Raw genomic sequence first — 15,484 nt, 5'->3', positions numbered from 1 at the left:
AATTTCCACTATGCAAAAGCGAAACCAAGTATTATCGTATTTAGTCTCCTTATCTGTAATAACTTATATTGACCGTACTTGTATTTCACTCGTGGCATCCGACATGAAAGCCGATTTAGGCATCGAAAATGATGCTTGGGGTTGGATTTTAAGTGCATTCGCACTTTCCTACGCTATCTTCGAACTCCCAACTGGTGCATTAGGCGACAGAATTGGACCTCGAAAAGTTTTGACAAGAGTCGTTATTTGGTGGTCGGGATTTACCGCTTTGACGGGTACAGCTACCAGTTGGCTTTATTTATTAATCGTTCGTTTTTTATTTGGTGCGGGAGAAGCAGGTGCGTATCCAAATGCCTCAATTGTGGTTTCTCGGTGGTTTCCAAAATACGAAATTGGTAAGGCCCAATCGTTTATTTGGGCCGCTGGTCGCCTTGGAGGTTCAATTGCTCCGTGGGTAATTATTCCAATATCCGCAAGTTTTGGCTGGCGATTTTCATTTTTTGCCATGGCAGGTTTTGGAATTATTTGGTCAATCATTTGGTATCAATGGTTTCGTGACTTTCCGCATGAATCAAAAGGAATTAAAAAAGAAGAATTAATTTTAATTGAAGAGAATCGTCGTTTTAAAAGCAGTAATCACCACATTCCTTGGAAGAAACTTTTGCAAAATCGTAATATGTGGGCGTTGATGATGATGTTCCATTTTTTCATGTACGGCGCTTATTTTTTTACGGGTTGGCTACCAACGTATTTAAAAGAAGGAAGACATTTTGATAAATCTCAAATGCAATTATTTGCTACACTACCCTTTGTTTTAGGAGCGATTGGCTGTTTTACGGGTGGTTTTTTAAGTGATTGGTTGTCAAAACGTTATGGCTTAAAAATTGGCAGAAGAAGCGTAGGAATTGTTGGAATGGGCGTTTCGAGCGTGATAATAACCTTGGCCGCCTCCACAAAAGATAACCAAACAGCCGCCTATTTATTGGCGATTGGCATGGGATTCAAAGACTTGACTTTACCGATTGCTTTTGCCGTTTGCATTGATATTGGCAAAAGCAAATCAGGCTTAGTTTCGGGAGCCATGAATATGGTAGGACAAATGGGAGCGGTATTTTTAGGCGTATTATTTGGGTATATCGTGCAAGCGACTCATAATTTCAACTATCCTTTATACATGATTGCCTTTTTACTTTTCTGTGGATGTTTGTTGTGGTTTGTCATTGACCCTGAGAAAGAAATTGATTTTTAAGTAAAAAGGATGTCATCTGTAATAAAGATGACATCCTTTTTACTTTTTTATGCCAATTTTTGCAACGCAAACCTAATCATGCTATCTACTTGTTTATCAGGTTGTTGCGAAAACACGTTTGTCATTCTACTCGCCACAATGGCACTAATTGAAAGTACCTCATGACCCAATATTTTTCCCATCAAATAATAACCAGCCGTCTCCATTTCTAAGTTTGTTAATCTGATACCATCTTGAGAATAGGCATTCATTTTCTGCAAAAGGTTTTCAATTTTAGGATTATATCTCAGGGTTCTGCCTTGAGGCGCATAAAACCCTGGACAAGTAACCGTGGCGCCATAAAACCAATGATCGGGCGCATTTTCCGTAAATAATTGAAATAATTTAGCACTTGATGAATTACAATACGGCATAAATTCTAAGCCAATTGCTTCTTTGATTTGTGTAGTCATTTCATTGGGCTGTGTTTCATAAAAAAAGCCTAAAGCATCAAACCCAATTCCCCATTCCGAAATCAAAAAGCTATCAATCGGAACACTCAATTGCAAACTCCCAGAAGTACCTAAACGAATGATATTCAAAGACTTATGCACGGGTTTTACTTCCAAAGTGTTAAAATCAATATTTGCCAACGCATCCAATTCATTCATTAAAATCTCCACATTATCTGTCCCAATCCCACTCGAAATGACCGACAATCTTTTTCCGTTGAGATAGCCAGTATGCGTGACAAATTCTCTTTTACTCACTTTCAACTCAATTGAATCAAAATATTGAGACACAAATTTCACACGGTCAGGGTCTCCAACGGTGATGATGGTATCTGCAATTTGTTCTGGAAGGAGATTTAAGTGATAAATCGTGCCGTCGGAATTTATAATGAGATCGGTTGGGAAAATTTTCATCGTTTATTTTATCTTTTTATTTTCTAAAATGATGGTACAAGGCGGATTTAATCCAGATAATTATAATGTGCTAAAATGAAAAATAGTAACGTTTATGAAAATGAAACCATCTTGGTACGTTGACGACTTTTAAAACCAAACGCAGGAGAATAATTATCCGAAAGTTTAGAATAATATCCTTCGGCATTATATGGTCGCTTGCGGGGATGATTTTTACAGGCATCTGAACAAGCACCATCCATCGCTTTCAAACAGCTCGGACAAATGGCTAAATGAGCGTTACACTCAGGATTGGCACAATTGACCATAAAATCAGACGTAGTTTTACAAATATGACAGGTGGAAATAACGGCAGGATTAATTTCATTCACCTCCGTAGTAACTCGGTTATCAAACACATAACATTTCCCTTCAAAATCTTCACCGCCTTGTTCCAAACCATATTTTATGATTCCTCCGTGCAATTGATATACGTTTTCAAAACCTCTTTCTAACAAGTAAGCCGAAGCTTTTTCGCATTTGATTCCACCCGTACAATAGGTAATAATTTTTTTATCTTTCAAATGTTCAATTTCTTGAATATGGTCGGGTAATTCCCGTAGATTTTCCATATCAAAAGTGATTGCGCCTTTAAACTTCCCCACGTTGTGTTCGTAATTAGAACGCATATCCACCAAAACTACATCTGGGTCATTCTGATACATTTCTTTGAAATCGGCGGGTTCTAAATGCTTTCCTGTTCGGACAAGCGGATTTACCCCCAAGTCAGAATTCACAATTTCTTCCTTCACTCGCACGTGAAGTTTCACAAAGGTGTGTGATTCATGAGATTCTACCTTGAAATCGAAATTTGTACCCGTAAAAAGTGGGTCTTTTTCGAGCCAAGTCATGTACTTCTGACAGTCCTCGATTAGTCCTGAGACGGTTCCGTTTAATCCTTCTTTGGCAATAATTATTCTGCCCAAAAGATTATTTTCGATACAAAACAAATGATGTTTTTCACGATACGCCTCCGCATTGGGGATTGGCGTATAATTGTAATAGAGAATTACGCTGTATGGCTTCATCTTCAACATGAGTAACAGAGTTTTGGGTTTAAAACTTACGGTTAGTTTTTTGTAATCAGTTAATTTCTTAACGAATAAAACTTAACAAACACAAAGTTACGAAACTTTAAAAAATTGCCAATCAACTATTTAGGAATAACAATTTACCTGTAACTTATCACCTGCAAGTGTTTGATAATCAGTGATTTCAAAATTAAATCAAATTCAGACTAATTTCTTCCACATTTTTTACGGAAATTTGCACTCAATACATCAACAATCCACTATTCAACCATTAGAAAAAAATGCACATAGCCATTACTGGAAATATCGGAGCGGGTAAAACGACATTAGCCACAAAATTAGCCGAACATTTTGGTTGGGAAGTGTTATACGAAGCTGTAGAAGGCAATCCCTACCTTCCACCCTTTTACGAAGATATGCCACGTTGGGCGTTTCATTTGCAAATGTATTTCTTGAAAAGTCGCTACGAACAAGTATTACAAATTCAAAAATCCAACCGTCGAATCATTCAAGACCGTACGATTTATGAAGATGCACATATTTTTGCGATGAATTTATTCAAATCGGGTATTATGTCAACCCATGATTATGCTACTTATAGGGGTATTTTTGACTTGATGATGCGTTCAGTAAAAGCACCCGATTTAACCATCTATTTAAAGGCAGATTTACCAAAATTATTATCCCAAATAAAAAAGCGTGGGCGTGATTTTGAGGTCAATATGTCGGAAAAATATTTAGGCGATTTAAACGAACATTACGAAGAATTTACGAGTAATTATAAAGAGGGAAAACTGTTAATTTTGGATGTAAATAATCTTGATTTTGTAAATAATCCAGCCGATTTTGCCAAAATTATTGCCAAAGTTGATAACGCTTTGTTATACGATAAACCTCTACAATTATCGTTTGAAAATTGAGAATTTTAGTCAATTTTAGTCATAAATAATAGAACTTAGCAAGGTGAAAAATTGTTGTAATTATACAAAAAAGTCCCTCCAAAATTAATTGGAAGGACTTTCGTGACGATGAGGAGATTCGAACTCCTACAGGATTGCTCCCACTACCACCTCAAAGTAGCATGTCTACCAGTTTCACCACATCGCCATTTTTGATGTTGTAAAATTAGGCAAAAAATAATTATTTGCAAAGAGATTAAAGGTTGATATTCATGATTCGATGTTAGATTTTCGTTAAAAGGGTCGTTATCAAAGACTTAAATTTTAGTTTTAGTTTTAAAAAATACATTTACATTAAAATAAAAAGAACAATGGCTTTAGAATTTGAAGGAAATTTAGTTAAAGTATTGTCCGAAGTGACAGGACAAGGGAAAAATGGTGCTTGGGTAAAGCAAGATTTTGTATTGGAAACCGAGGATCAATATCCTAAAAAAGCCTGTTTTACGGCTTGGGGCGATAAAGCCGCAGATTTGAAGACATTTTCAGTAGGCGAGAAATTAAGAGTAACCTTTAGTGTAGAATCACGTGAGTATAACGAACGTTGGTACACAGATTTAAGAGCATTTAGAATTGACCAAGTGAGCGGTGGTGCATCCTCTGCAACATCCTCTGCACCTTCACAAAACCAAGGGTCATCAGCTCCAAGACAAGCACCTCCAGTGGCAGATTTGCCATCATTTAGTGCGGACGACCAAGACTTACCATTCTAAGAATTTTGTGAAGTAAACGGGCGTATTTTGTATAGAAAATTTAATATAAAATACCTCTCAGTACAAGAAATCTCATTGAAATTGATTCAATGAGATTTCTTGTATTTCAAATATTCTACACAGTAACCGAACAAAGCCATTCTGGGCGAGAGGTTACAACTTTAGCCCGCAACTCATTCAGAATCGAGTACAAGCCAAAATAGGTACGGTTAATATAAAGTCCATGTTGCGAACCTCTGGCTACTTTTGATGTTTTCAATTCCTCCAAATTCTGCAATTTCTCAGCGTATTTATAAACACTTTCAAAATAGTCATCATCGGAAAAATCAAACTCGTCTGAAGCAAATGGTTTACCCAACAAATAAATCATTTCTCTGAATAAATCCGTAAAGAAAATGGCTTCTTTGTCGTTATCGTATTGCGTAATAAACTCTAATTTTTTGAAAATATCAACCGTTTTTTCATTATCCAACAAAGTATCAAAATTGAGCAAAGCGAAATAGTTATCGTAGAAAAAATCTGGAATGACTTTTATACAACCAAAATCAATTACGCCTAAAGTACCATCTTGTCGCATCAAAAAATTACCAGGATGCGGATCTGCGTGTACTTGTTTAAGGGTATGAATTTGAAAATCATAAAAATCCCATAAAAGTTGTCCAATGCTATTTCTGACTTCTTGAGAAGGATTTGTGGCTAAAAATTCGTTCAAATGCTGTCCTTCCAACCAATCCATTGTCAGGATTTTATCACAAGAATATTCAGGATAATATTTTGGGAAAAATAGCCCTTTGATGTGCGAACAAGCTTCCGAAATTTCAACGGAACGCTTTAATTCAAGCACGTAATCGGTTTCTTCCATAAGTTTTTCACGCACCTCGCCCATGTATCTATCCACATCTTTTTCATTCAACCCAAACATGGCAATGGCAATTGGACGAATCATGTTCAAATCACTGCCAATACTCTCAGAAACGCCTGGATATTGCACCTTAACCGCAAATTCTTTCCCATCTTTTGTGGCTTTATGAACCTGTCCGATTGAAGCGGCATTTGCGGCATTCATCCCAAAAGTATCGAACATTTCTTGGGGTGCTTTGCCAAAATATTTTTTAAATGTTTTTACTACTAAAGGGCCAGAGAGTGGGGGCGCAGAATACTGAGACATCGCAAATTTCTCACGATATGCCCGTGGAAGCATTCCTTTATCCATACTCAACATCTGAGTAACTTTGAGGGCTGAACCCTTCATTTCACTTAGGGATGAATAAATATCAGCGGCGTTGTCTTGATGTAATTCTTCCTTAGTGGTTTCAGAATCAATTATTTTTTTGACATTATATTTCAAATAATTTCCTCCAATTTTCACGCCAGTCTTGACAAACTGCATTGACCGAGCAACTTTTGATGTTGGAATTGAATTTTGTTCTTTCATTTTTGATGTATTACGAATTTCCAAATTCGTTCTTTTTGAATTATTCAAAATAATAATGAATGTCTCTGAATGGATAATTAATAAATACTGATACCTAAATCCAAATTTCAGAAAATTTTTATCTATTTTGATACATAAATTTTGCAAAATCTAAAACAGTATCAAGGGCAGACGAACCAATTAAATCAAAAGAAGTATTCACCGACTTTTCAATCATGGCATCAGTTTGTTCAAAACCTTTTGATTTGTCTTTAACAAAAAAGTCTAAAACCATTAAAAATTGTACCCAAAAAGCATCTGGATAACGTTCGTCAAAAAATTTTCGGGGTTGTACTTCTCTACTTTCCTTGCCTTCCATCACTAAATCTCGGGCATATTCTTTGAAAGAGGTCTTTAAATCGGTCATAAAAACGGGTGTTTTCATGCGTCTTTTATCAATCAATTGCCAAGTTTTTGCGGCATAACTTCTATTATTTTTAAGCGTTTCGACCCAAGTGTAGTAAAAAGCCAAGAGTTTTTCTCTTACGCTATAAGTTGCATAAACCGAATCAGCTTCAATTTTGGCGATTGTTTCTTTGAAAAAACCTAACCATATATCACTTTCTAAAAGCTCAAAAGAATTAAAATAATCGTAAAATTCGATTTCTTTCATTTTTAGCTTCTTCGTAAATGAGAAAATAGAGGTTGGAGCGGTTCCATTTTCAAGGAAGTACTCAATATAAGCTTGTTTTATTTTTTCGACTTTTTCCATGATTTCTCAATAAGCGTTGGTTACGTATTGATAACACGCATCATAAAAACAATGTTTCCTTATTACAGAATAAAAAGCATCATTAACAAAAAATACTACTCTTCTTTATCAGAAAAGTAGTATTAAAAGATTTAATAAAATTATTCAATTATTTTTCAATAACAACTCGTTGTGAAACAGTTTCAAGCCCAGCAACTACCAGTATGATGTATAATCCTGCTCTTAATTTATCGGTTTTAATGGCAAAAATACTGCTTCTTTGCGTGACATATACCTCTTCATAAATAGGAACTCCTCGCAAATCGAAAACACTAATATTGACCGTCTTTTCTCCTTTGAATAATACCCTCAAGTTTGAAAAAGCCTTGGCTGGATTTGGTTCAACCGTAACGGTAAGGTTTTCTTTTTCGACTAATGGTTCTAAAGTCAATAACAAATTTCGACGTTTTGTACTCATTAGTAAGGCAGCTCTGGTACGGCTTTTCTGATCATTGGTAAAAATATTCATGCAACGGTCGGGCGAATAATCCATGTAATCTTCAATCAAATTCGTTCTCAGAACTCCACTACAAGTAGAAGTTAGTTTATTGCAAGTTACTCCTTCATTAAGGTGTTCAATCTGCGGGGTATCGTCACAATAATCATCGCTACAAGGGATATTTTGCTCCGTTGGATGAAGTAATCCGAGCCAATGACCAATTTCATGCGTTGCGGTTCTTCCTAAGTTGTAGTTTGCTTTCAATGTACTACAACAAGTTCCAAAACTTTGGAAATCAATAATTACGCCATCAAAAATACTTTGACCAGTAATATCCGAAGGCGTAGAATCAAGTCCAATTAAATTGCTATCATAAGGAAATTCGGAATAACCAATCGTCCCATTTTTACCTCTAACTACCCAAATATTCAGGTATTTTTCAAAATTCCAGTGAATTAAATTGGCAAGAATTTGATTATCGTATTGCAAATCAAAACTTTGTTGCATCACATAAGTCCTTGTAATTCCAGTAGTTGCACTTCCATTTGGGTCTTTATTGGCTAATTCAAATTCAATTTCCATATCCGCTCCAATTGGGTTAGTATTGTAACCATTGGTACCAACTTTCCTGCGGTAATCTTCATTTAAGACGGTAATTTGCGACTTAATTTGCTCATCCGAAATATTGGAGTTATTGTCACCACCAATAAAATTTGAAGCATTATTATGCACAACATGAACAACTACAGGAATTCTATAAATTTTTGCGGTAACCCTTAAATTTTGACCTTTACTACTTTTTTGAAACTCTCTCAGTTGATATTCAAATTCGGCTTGTTGTTTTATCCAATTTGGATTATTCAATTGCTTTATTTTATTTCCAATAGAAAACCCGCAGCGTTCTTGTGCAAAACTGAAAGTTGAAAAAAGCACTAATAAAATTCCTAAATAATTTTTCATAAAATTGTAAGACGAATCTCCAGATTCGTGTAAGTTTCTTAGAAAACGAATTTGGAGATTCGCTTAACAACTATTTTTCTACTTCTGATTTTTCATAAGCCAAAATAATATCACGAACTAAACGGTGTCTAACTACGTCGGAGGCATCTAATTCTACAAATTCGATGCCTTTAATTCCGCCTAAAATTCTTCTCGCTTCTGCCAAACCTGACTTTACTTTTGTTGGTAAATCAATTTGCGTTTTATCTCCTGTAATGATTACTTTCGACTGGATTCCCATACGGGTCAAAAACATCTTCATTTGCATGGGTGTAGTGTTTTGTGCTTCATCCAACAAAATAAAAGCATTATTTAAAGTCCGTCCACGCATGTAAGCCAAAGGTGCAATCTCTATAACTCGATTCTCGATAAAATATTTCAATTTTTCGGGTTGAATCATATCATCCAAAGCATCATAAATAGGACGAAGATACGGATCAATTTTTTCTTTTAAATCACCCGGCAAGAAACCTAAGTTCTCGCCCGCTTCAACGGCTGGTCGAGTAATGATAATTTTCTTAACTTCTTTATTTTTCAAGGCTTTAACGGCAATCGCAACGGCTGTATAAGTTTTCCCCGTACCCGCTGGACCAACCGCAAAAACGATGTCATTTTTCGCCGCCGCTTCCACCATTTTTTGCTGATTGGGTGTTTTCACTTTGATTATAACACCTTTGGTTCCGTACAACAAAACGCCCTCTTCATCCTTCAAATATAGCTTTGGGTCAGCATCGGGGCTTTTATCTTGAGCAATGTAGGATTGAATTTGCTCTTTCGTAATTTTTCCCTGTTTCTGATAATGTAAAACAAGCGAGTCAAGTATTTCATTGATTTTAATAATTTCGGGCAACGACCCCCGAATCGTTATTTCATTACCACGAGAAATAATTTTACTCTGTGGGAATGCCGCAGCAACTTGTTTAATGTTGCTGTTTTCAACGCCAAGAAAGCCAACTAACTCAACGTCTTCTAAGGTGATTACTTTTTCAGTCAAATTATTATTTATTTATGTTAAAACAACTTTATAAATCTACTAAAAAAAGCATAGCATTGTTTTAGAAATACAATAAAAAAAAACAATGCCATACTTTTGTGTTGATATTCAGTTGATTATATTATTTGATAAATTATTCCAATGGGAAATTTGAAATTTATTTTGTAAAATTGTGTAAAAAACGGCTTAGGATTTTAAAATAACATAATGGAACAAAATAACCAAAATAATGGTAATTTCAAGAAAAATGGCACTTATGCTGGTGGACGAATCAACGGACAAAATCGTTGGCTTGATACAGGTTTAGGTAAAATTCCGCCACAAGCTACTGATTTGGAAGAAGCTGTTTTGGGAGCTTTGATGTTGGAACGTGATGCGCTTACAGATGTTATTGATATTCTAAAAGTTGAATCATTTTATAAAGAAGCGCACCAAAGAATTTACGGAGCAATTACTCAATTATTTGCAAATTCGGAACCAATAGATTTATTAACCGTTAAGAATCAATTAGTTACCACAGGAGAATTGGAAATGGCTGGTGGTATTCAATACCTTGCCGAACTTACCCAAAGAGTAAATTCGGCCGCAAATATTGAATTTCACGCCCGTATTGTGGTAGAACATTCTTTGAAAAGACAGCTAATAACCGTTTCTTCAGAAATACAAAAAATGGCTTACGAAGACACGACCGATGTCTTCATGTTGTTAGATAAAATTGAGCAAGAACTTTTCAGGATTTCGGAAGCAAATATTCGTAAAAATTATGCCGATATGGGGCAAATTATGCGAATGGCGTTGTTGGAATTAGAAATGAAAAAAGACCAAAAAGAAGGTCTGACGGGAGTTCCTACGGGTTTTACAGCTTTGGATAGAGTTACTTCTGGTTTTCAAAAAACGGAATTAATTATTATTGCGGCGAGGCCGGGAATGGGAAAAACCGCCTTGATTCTCTCAGCGTGCAGAAATGCCGCCGTTGACCACGGACAAGCAGTTGCTTTTTTCTCCTTAGAGATGTCCTCAATTCAGTTGGTGAATCGTTTGATTTCTGCCGAAGCTGAATTGGAATCTGATAAACTTCGTAAAGGAAATCTTCTTCCGCATGAATGGGCTCAATTACACGCAAAAATTGGTAAATTGACCAACGCACCAATTTTTATTGATGATACCCCTGCCCTATCCATTTTAGAATTAAGAGCAAAATCTCGTCGATTGAAAGCCCAACATGATGTTCAGATGATTGTGATTGACTATTTACAATTAATGTCTGGAGATTCGGGTGGAAAAGGAATAGGTAATCGTGAGCAAGAAATTGCCAATATATCGAGGTCTTTAAAACAACTCGCCAAGGAATTAAACGTACCCGTAATTGCGCTTTCACAGTTAAGTAGAGCGGTTGAAACTCGTGGCGGCGATAAGAAGCCTCAACTTTCTGATTTACGTGAATCAGGCTCAATTGAGCAAGATGCAGATATGGTAATGTTTATTTATCGACCTGATTATTACGGAATCACCCAAGATGAAGCAGGAAATTCGGTAGCAGGGATTGGGGAATTGATTATCGCTAAAAACCGTGCAGGATCTTTGGATACGGTTCAATTAAGATTTATTGGTAAATACACAAAATATTGCGATTTGGATGCGGGAGATTATGGTGGTTATGGAGGAGATTCATTGCAATCATTCACCCAAATTGAAAGTCCAATGACAGATTTTGAAAATGGCGGAGCAAAGACAATGGGAAGTAAAATCAACAATTTACCACCTTCTCCACAGCAGAATCAAAATCCTTTTGGTAATACTCAACCAAATCAAGATGTACCGTTTTAATGGCGATGTTTGCTGTTCGTTATTCGACTTTAGTTGATTGTTAGCCAAATCAATACAAGAAAAAAGGGTCAAATCCAAAGTGGACTTGACCCTTTTTTGTTTCCCGAACATCAAATAACAAAAATTGAAAATCAACGAGGGCTCAATCTAAAACTAACCGTTCCGGTTGAAATATCTGGTTTATCACCATCTGAAGTTGGTTTGAATTTTGTCCGCTGAACGGCTCTTTTGTATTGTTGAGCAATAGCTGGGCTGACAGTACTTTCAATCTGAGTTATCAGTACGACATCTCCGTTTGAATCAACTTTAATTTTAAATCTAATTATTCCCGTTTCATTTGAATCATCATAAACTATTGGTTTACTCACCCAAGTCCAGCCAGTAAGACTAAAGGAAGGTTTATTACCACCAGAACCATCTCCACCTGGTCCACCGCCTTTACCTGAACCTCCGCCAGCTCCATCCCCGGGTGATTTTTTCTCATAAGTCCCTCCTTTTACAACATTTCCATCAGGTTGTCCTTGATTGCCTTTTCCTCCTCCAGTTCCATCAGATGCACCTCCAGCATTAGGATTTGTACTATTAGTACCATTTGAATTTGTCTTTCCTTTTTTTGCAGGAAATAATCCGTCATTATTTACTTTAGGTTGTTCTACCGCTTTTGGCGCTGGTGTTGGGGGAGTTTCAATTGGTTTTGGACTTGGCTTTGGCGTAACCTTTGCGGGTGGTGTTTCCTTCACAACCACTGGGCTTTTTACTTTACTTGTGATAACAGGAGTTTCTTTAACAGGCTTTGGCTTAACCGATTTTACTTTTACAATCTCTGGAACAGCGACTTTTTTATTAACTTTTTTTACCTCAACAACCTCAGCTGGTTTTGACTCTATTTCTTTTTTTGAAGGGTTTGCATGATTTTTTGTAAATACATTCCCACTTCCTTTTTTATCAGTACCAAAGTTTACCACAAATCCACCTCCACCTGCTTCTACAACTTTTTTATTTTCCTCAGCCGTCCAAATGACAACGTACCAAAACAGAAAAAACATGAGTGAATACAACGCAAAAGTTATAAAAAAGGCAATTTGGCGATTTTTAGATTCTTCTTCTTCTATTTGATAAGCTGTCATAGTATGAGGAAATAAGGATTATTAGGACAAAACGTTAGTAAGTTTCAATCCCAAAGAAAATTCTTACCGTCGTGTTAATTTTATTTTTTATATATCCAAGTTGTTTGATTTAAGGCTTCTGCAACTTTTCTGGCTTCTTGGTCAGCAATTGATTCACTATTAAAAGCTCCTGCTGAAACTTTTATCAGCTTTTCATTTCGTGTTGGATAAATGATTGCGGCATTTTCAAATCCACTATTTTTTAGGGCTTTTAGCAATCTTTTGGCATTTTGCTTACTGCCAAAACTTCCTGTGATTATAAAAAAACGATTTTCAGATTCATTTATTGCACTTTTTAATGGCTCAATTGGTGCAGATTTCGTTTCAACGACTGGTTTGATTTCAAATCCCGCAACAACTTTGGCAGTCGCTACTAATACCTCTTCTTTCACAAGTGGCTTCAGTACGGGCTGAACCAATGATTGAGATTGAAATGGATTTAAAGAACTTAAATTTGATTTTTGATTATCGTACAAGTAAATCGCAGATACCAATAAAACGGAACAAAATATGCCATAAACATATGGTAATACTCTACTAAAACGGCCTTTTTTATGAGAAAAAACATCTTCGTCTTCCAAAACCTCCGCCGTTGGTTCACGGTCATCAGTAGAAAATACTTGCTGAATTGTATGATTTGAAACACCATTTGGTTTTGAAACTACTTGAAGTTCATTTTGAAGTGGTACTGGTTTTTTCAAAAATACATTTTCCATACCAAAACTATCACTATAAAAATTATTAGTAAATTTTGGTTGGAACTGAATTTTATCTTCTTCATTTTGACTAAATATACCTAATCCTTCAATAGAATAGGTATGATCGAAACGCAAATATCTTCGAGTATCCTCAACAAATGCTTTAACTTTCACATTTGCTTGAGAAACAGAAATATTTTCCTCCTTAGCGATATAATTGGACAACAATCCATCATCATTTTTCAACAAAGCATTAAACGCCAACCACTTTTGAGGTGGAGTAATAAATCTTTTTGGTGAATTAATTTTCGCACAGTCAAAGTTGGTTACAAATCCGCCGAAATCGGGGATAACAACACAGTCTTGCTCAAAAAGCAGTTCCTTGATATGGTTTTGTACAGTTGTCATAGTTTTATATCTTTGATAAATTATCCTCACTTAGCTTTGAGAAATAAACTAACAAACTTTATTTTCTGAAATCTCAACGCTCATTACTGAATACTTAAAGCTACTTTAACACGAATTTAAAAAGAATATGACAAACCTCCAAGAAAATTCACGCCTTGTGTCGGGTAATACAAATAACGTTGGTAGTTTTTATTAAAAATATTGTTGGCTGATACAAAAACATTGAAATGGTCAGAAATTAGATACGTGAATTTAAAATTGAGATCAACGATTGGGTCTAATTTTATTTCTTTATCCGTTTGGAAGTTTTTCCCTTTGATTCCAGATAAAAAATACAAATCGGAACTAACCAACAATTTTTGCTTGATGGTGAATGTATTATTCCAAGTCGCTGAGAAAGTTGGTCGGTGATAAGCAGTTTTTAAATTCCCTAAACCACTAAAAACATTAACATCCACTTTTAAATTTGTACGAAACATATCAGGAATTTGGTAGCTTGCTTGCACCAAAAAATTGGTTACTTTCACCGTAGTAGAATCATCGGAATATAAGGCTTCAAAACGAGTACTATCGCTTCTGGAATTATTAAATACAAAAAAATCTTTGTAGTTAGCATAACTTATCTTCGCTTCTAAATCAAGTCCATTTTGAAGAGAAGCCTTTCCTCCCGCATAAAAATCGGCGGTTTTTCTGGTATTTCTTAATTCTACAAAACGATTAAGCCATTGATTTTCCTGCAAAAATGAGGTTAAATTATTGGCATAAACATCTCCGTCATATCCCACAAAAATCTTAACTCCTTGCATTATCTGTGCGTCCAATTTAACGATGGGATATAAATAGCTACTATTGAAAGTATTTTTCTCACGGTCATTAATTACGTTCAATCCAGCAGTTATCGTAAATCTATCTGTTTTATATTGGAAGGTAGGTTTTAGTTTATAAAGATTTCTATATAAAGTCAAAGAATCTTGTCTTTGAGCCAAAACAATTGTTCCATCTAAACCTGCGGTAAGTTCGTCTGTTATCGCAAAAACGGCATTTCCAGTTCCTTTCCAAACCAATTCATTGGCTTTCAAATGGGTAAATAAATAGGATAAATTAGATTTGAATTGATAATCAATTTTTGAATCTTTACTGTTATTACTGATGGCACCAATAAAATTGAATTTATTCCAAGAATTAAAAATTTGAGATTCTGGAAAATCATAATTTTTTGGTGTAAATCCATAAAAGTCAAATCCTCTGCGTTCCCAGCTAAGTGCGCCTTCCAACTTGACTGCATCAAAAGCAGTTCGGCTATGAATTTTCACTAAATTCTGCGAGCTTCCAGAATAATTTGCTCCAACTGGACCTAATCTGAAATTATTGTGCTTGATATAAATTCCATGATAATTATCTTCTCCCAACGGAATTCCGGCGTGAGCTTCCAAAAAAGTATGACCATAATTACCCACGCCCGCCCGAATGATATTATTGTATTTAGCTGCCTTTGAATCAGTTTTATCATTACCATCTTGTGGCATTGAAACCGTTGGACTAAACTCGGGGGTTTGAACGGGTAGCTTTCGTTCCAAAAATTCGTAACGAATTGGTTTACGGGCATCATCGCCAACATTCGTCGGAATTTTCTCAAAAATTCGATTCGCTTGTGGCAATGATACTTTGGTATCTTTATAAATCTCAATATCATCGGTTTTCACTTCACCTTGAGATTTTTGGGCATTCGCTTTCAATAATGGCAAACAAGCCACTATCAAGGTATTTATGAATATTTTATAATTACGATTTTGCATAATTTAGATTTTGTAAGGACTAAAATTAGACCACAGATG

13 protein-coding genes and 1 tRNA gene are annotated in these 15,484 nt (G+C 35.6%); 4 read left to right on the top strand and 10 right to left on the bottom strand.

Features of this window, described 5'->3' with window-relative positions; all coding sequences use genetic code 11:
- The first annotated feature begins 10 nt into the window (after positions 1-10).
- Positions 11-1,249 (top strand): MFS transporter, encoded by a 1,239-nt coding sequence (locus AC1W31_RS05335; RefSeq protein ID WP_481733377.1) that lies wholly within the window; start codon positions 11-13, stop codon positions 1,247-1,249.
- 47 nt (positions 1,250-1,296) lie between these two features.
- On the opposite strand, the gene AC1W31_RS05330 is transcribed toward AC1W31_RS05335, so the two are convergent.
- Together AC1W31_RS05330 and trhO are read right to left on the bottom strand one after the other, a co-directional pair.
- Positions 1,297-2,154: a nucleoside phosphorylase gene (locus AC1W31_RS05330; RefSeq protein ID WP_481733376.1), complete on the bottom strand. Its 858-nt coding sequence runs from the start codon at positions 2,152-2,154 to the stop codon at positions 1,297-1,299.
- 92 nt (positions 2,155-2,246) lie between these two features.
- Positions 2,247-3,221, bottom strand: coding sequence for an oxygen-dependent tRNA uridine(34) hydroxylase TrhO (gene trhO, locus AC1W31_RS05325; RefSeq protein WP_481733411.1), 975 nt, complete (start codon positions 3,219-3,221; stop codon positions 2,247-2,249).
- A 284-nt stretch (positions 3,222-3,505) separates the two neighbouring features.
- Here trhO and AC1W31_RS05320 point away from each other — a divergent pair, with 284 nt between their 5' ends.
- Positions 3,506-4,144 (top strand): deoxynucleoside kinase, encoded by a 639-nt coding sequence (locus AC1W31_RS05320; protein ID WP_481733375.1) that lies wholly within the window; start codon positions 3,506-3,508, stop codon positions 4,142-4,144.
- Between the two features lie 103 nt (positions 4,145-4,247).
- Here the strand turns inward: AC1W31_RS05320 and AC1W31_RS05315 are convergent.
- Positions 4,248-4,331 (bottom strand) — tRNA-Leu (locus AC1W31_RS05315).
- A 163-nt stretch (positions 4,332-4,494) separates the two neighbouring features.
- Between AC1W31_RS05315 and AC1W31_RS05310 the strand changes: the two genes are divergently transcribed.
- Complete coding sequence (locus AC1W31_RS05310) at positions 4,495-4,893, top strand: DUF3127 domain-containing protein (RefSeq protein WP_481733374.1); 399 nt, start codon at positions 4,495-4,497, stop codon at positions 4,891-4,893.
- Between the two features lie 115 nt (positions 4,894-5,008).
- Here the strand turns inward: AC1W31_RS05310 and AC1W31_RS05305 are convergent, their stop codons facing one another.
- The 4 genes from AC1W31_RS05305 to AC1W31_RS05290 form a co-directional block, all read right to left on the bottom strand.
- Positions 5,009-6,328: an ABC1 kinase family protein gene (locus AC1W31_RS05305; RefSeq protein WP_481733373.1), complete on the bottom strand. Its 1,320-nt coding sequence runs from the start codon at positions 6,326-6,328 to the stop codon at positions 5,009-5,011.
- Between the two features lie 118 nt (positions 6,329-6,446).
- Positions 6,447-7,079, bottom strand: coding sequence for a TetR family transcriptional regulator C-terminal domain-containing protein (locus AC1W31_RS05300; protein ID WP_481733372.1), 633 nt, complete (start codon positions 7,077-7,079; stop codon positions 6,447-6,449).
- A 148-nt stretch (positions 7,080-7,227) separates the two neighbouring features.
- On the bottom strand, positions 7,228-8,517 hold the full coding sequence (locus tag AC1W31_RS05295) for a M43 family zinc metalloprotease (RefSeq protein ID WP_481733371.1): 1,290 nt from the start codon (positions 8,515-8,517) through the stop codon (positions 7,228-7,230).
- Positions 8,518-8,587: 70 nt separating this feature from the next.
- Complete coding sequence (locus tag AC1W31_RS05290; RefSeq protein WP_481733370.1) at positions 8,588-9,550, bottom strand: PhoH family protein; 963 nt, start codon at positions 9,548-9,550, stop codon at positions 8,588-8,590.
- A gap of 207 nt (positions 9,551-9,757) precedes the next feature.
- On the opposite strand from AC1W31_RS05290, the gene dnaB reads away from it, so the two are divergent.
- Positions 9,758-11,377 (top strand): replicative DNA helicase, encoded by a 1,620-nt coding sequence (dnaB, locus tag AC1W31_RS05285; protein ID WP_481733369.1) that lies wholly within the window; start codon positions 9,758-9,760, stop codon positions 11,375-11,377.
- Between the two features lie 131 nt (positions 11,378-11,508).
- Here the strand turns inward: dnaB and AC1W31_RS05280 are convergent, their stop codons facing one another.
- The 3 genes from AC1W31_RS05280 to AC1W31_RS05270 all read right to left on the bottom strand — a co-directional run bounded on the left by AC1W31_RS05280 (position 11,509) and on the right by AC1W31_RS05270 (position 15,445).
- Entirely contained in the window at positions 11,509-12,504 is a 996-nt protein-coding gene (locus AC1W31_RS05280; RefSeq protein ID WP_481733368.1) for a hypothetical protein, read from the bottom strand.
- Positions 12,505-12,584: 80 nt separating this feature from the next.
- Complete coding sequence (locus tag AC1W31_RS05275) at positions 12,585-13,649, bottom strand: HU domain-containing protein (protein ID WP_481733367.1); 1,065 nt, start codon at positions 13,647-13,649, stop codon at positions 12,585-12,587.
- Between the two features lie 116 nt (positions 13,650-13,765).
- Positions 13,766-15,445 (bottom strand): TonB-dependent receptor, encoded by a 1,680-nt coding sequence (locus tag AC1W31_RS05270; protein ID WP_481733366.1) that lies wholly within the window; start codon positions 15,443-15,445, stop codon positions 13,766-13,768.
- Positions 15,446-15,484: the final 39 nt, after the last annotated feature.

It is taken from the genome of Arcicella sp. (assembly GCF_964672035.1).
The sequence above is the reverse complement of the archived record's forward strand: the minus strand, read 5'-3'. Positions and strand labels throughout refer to the sequence as shown.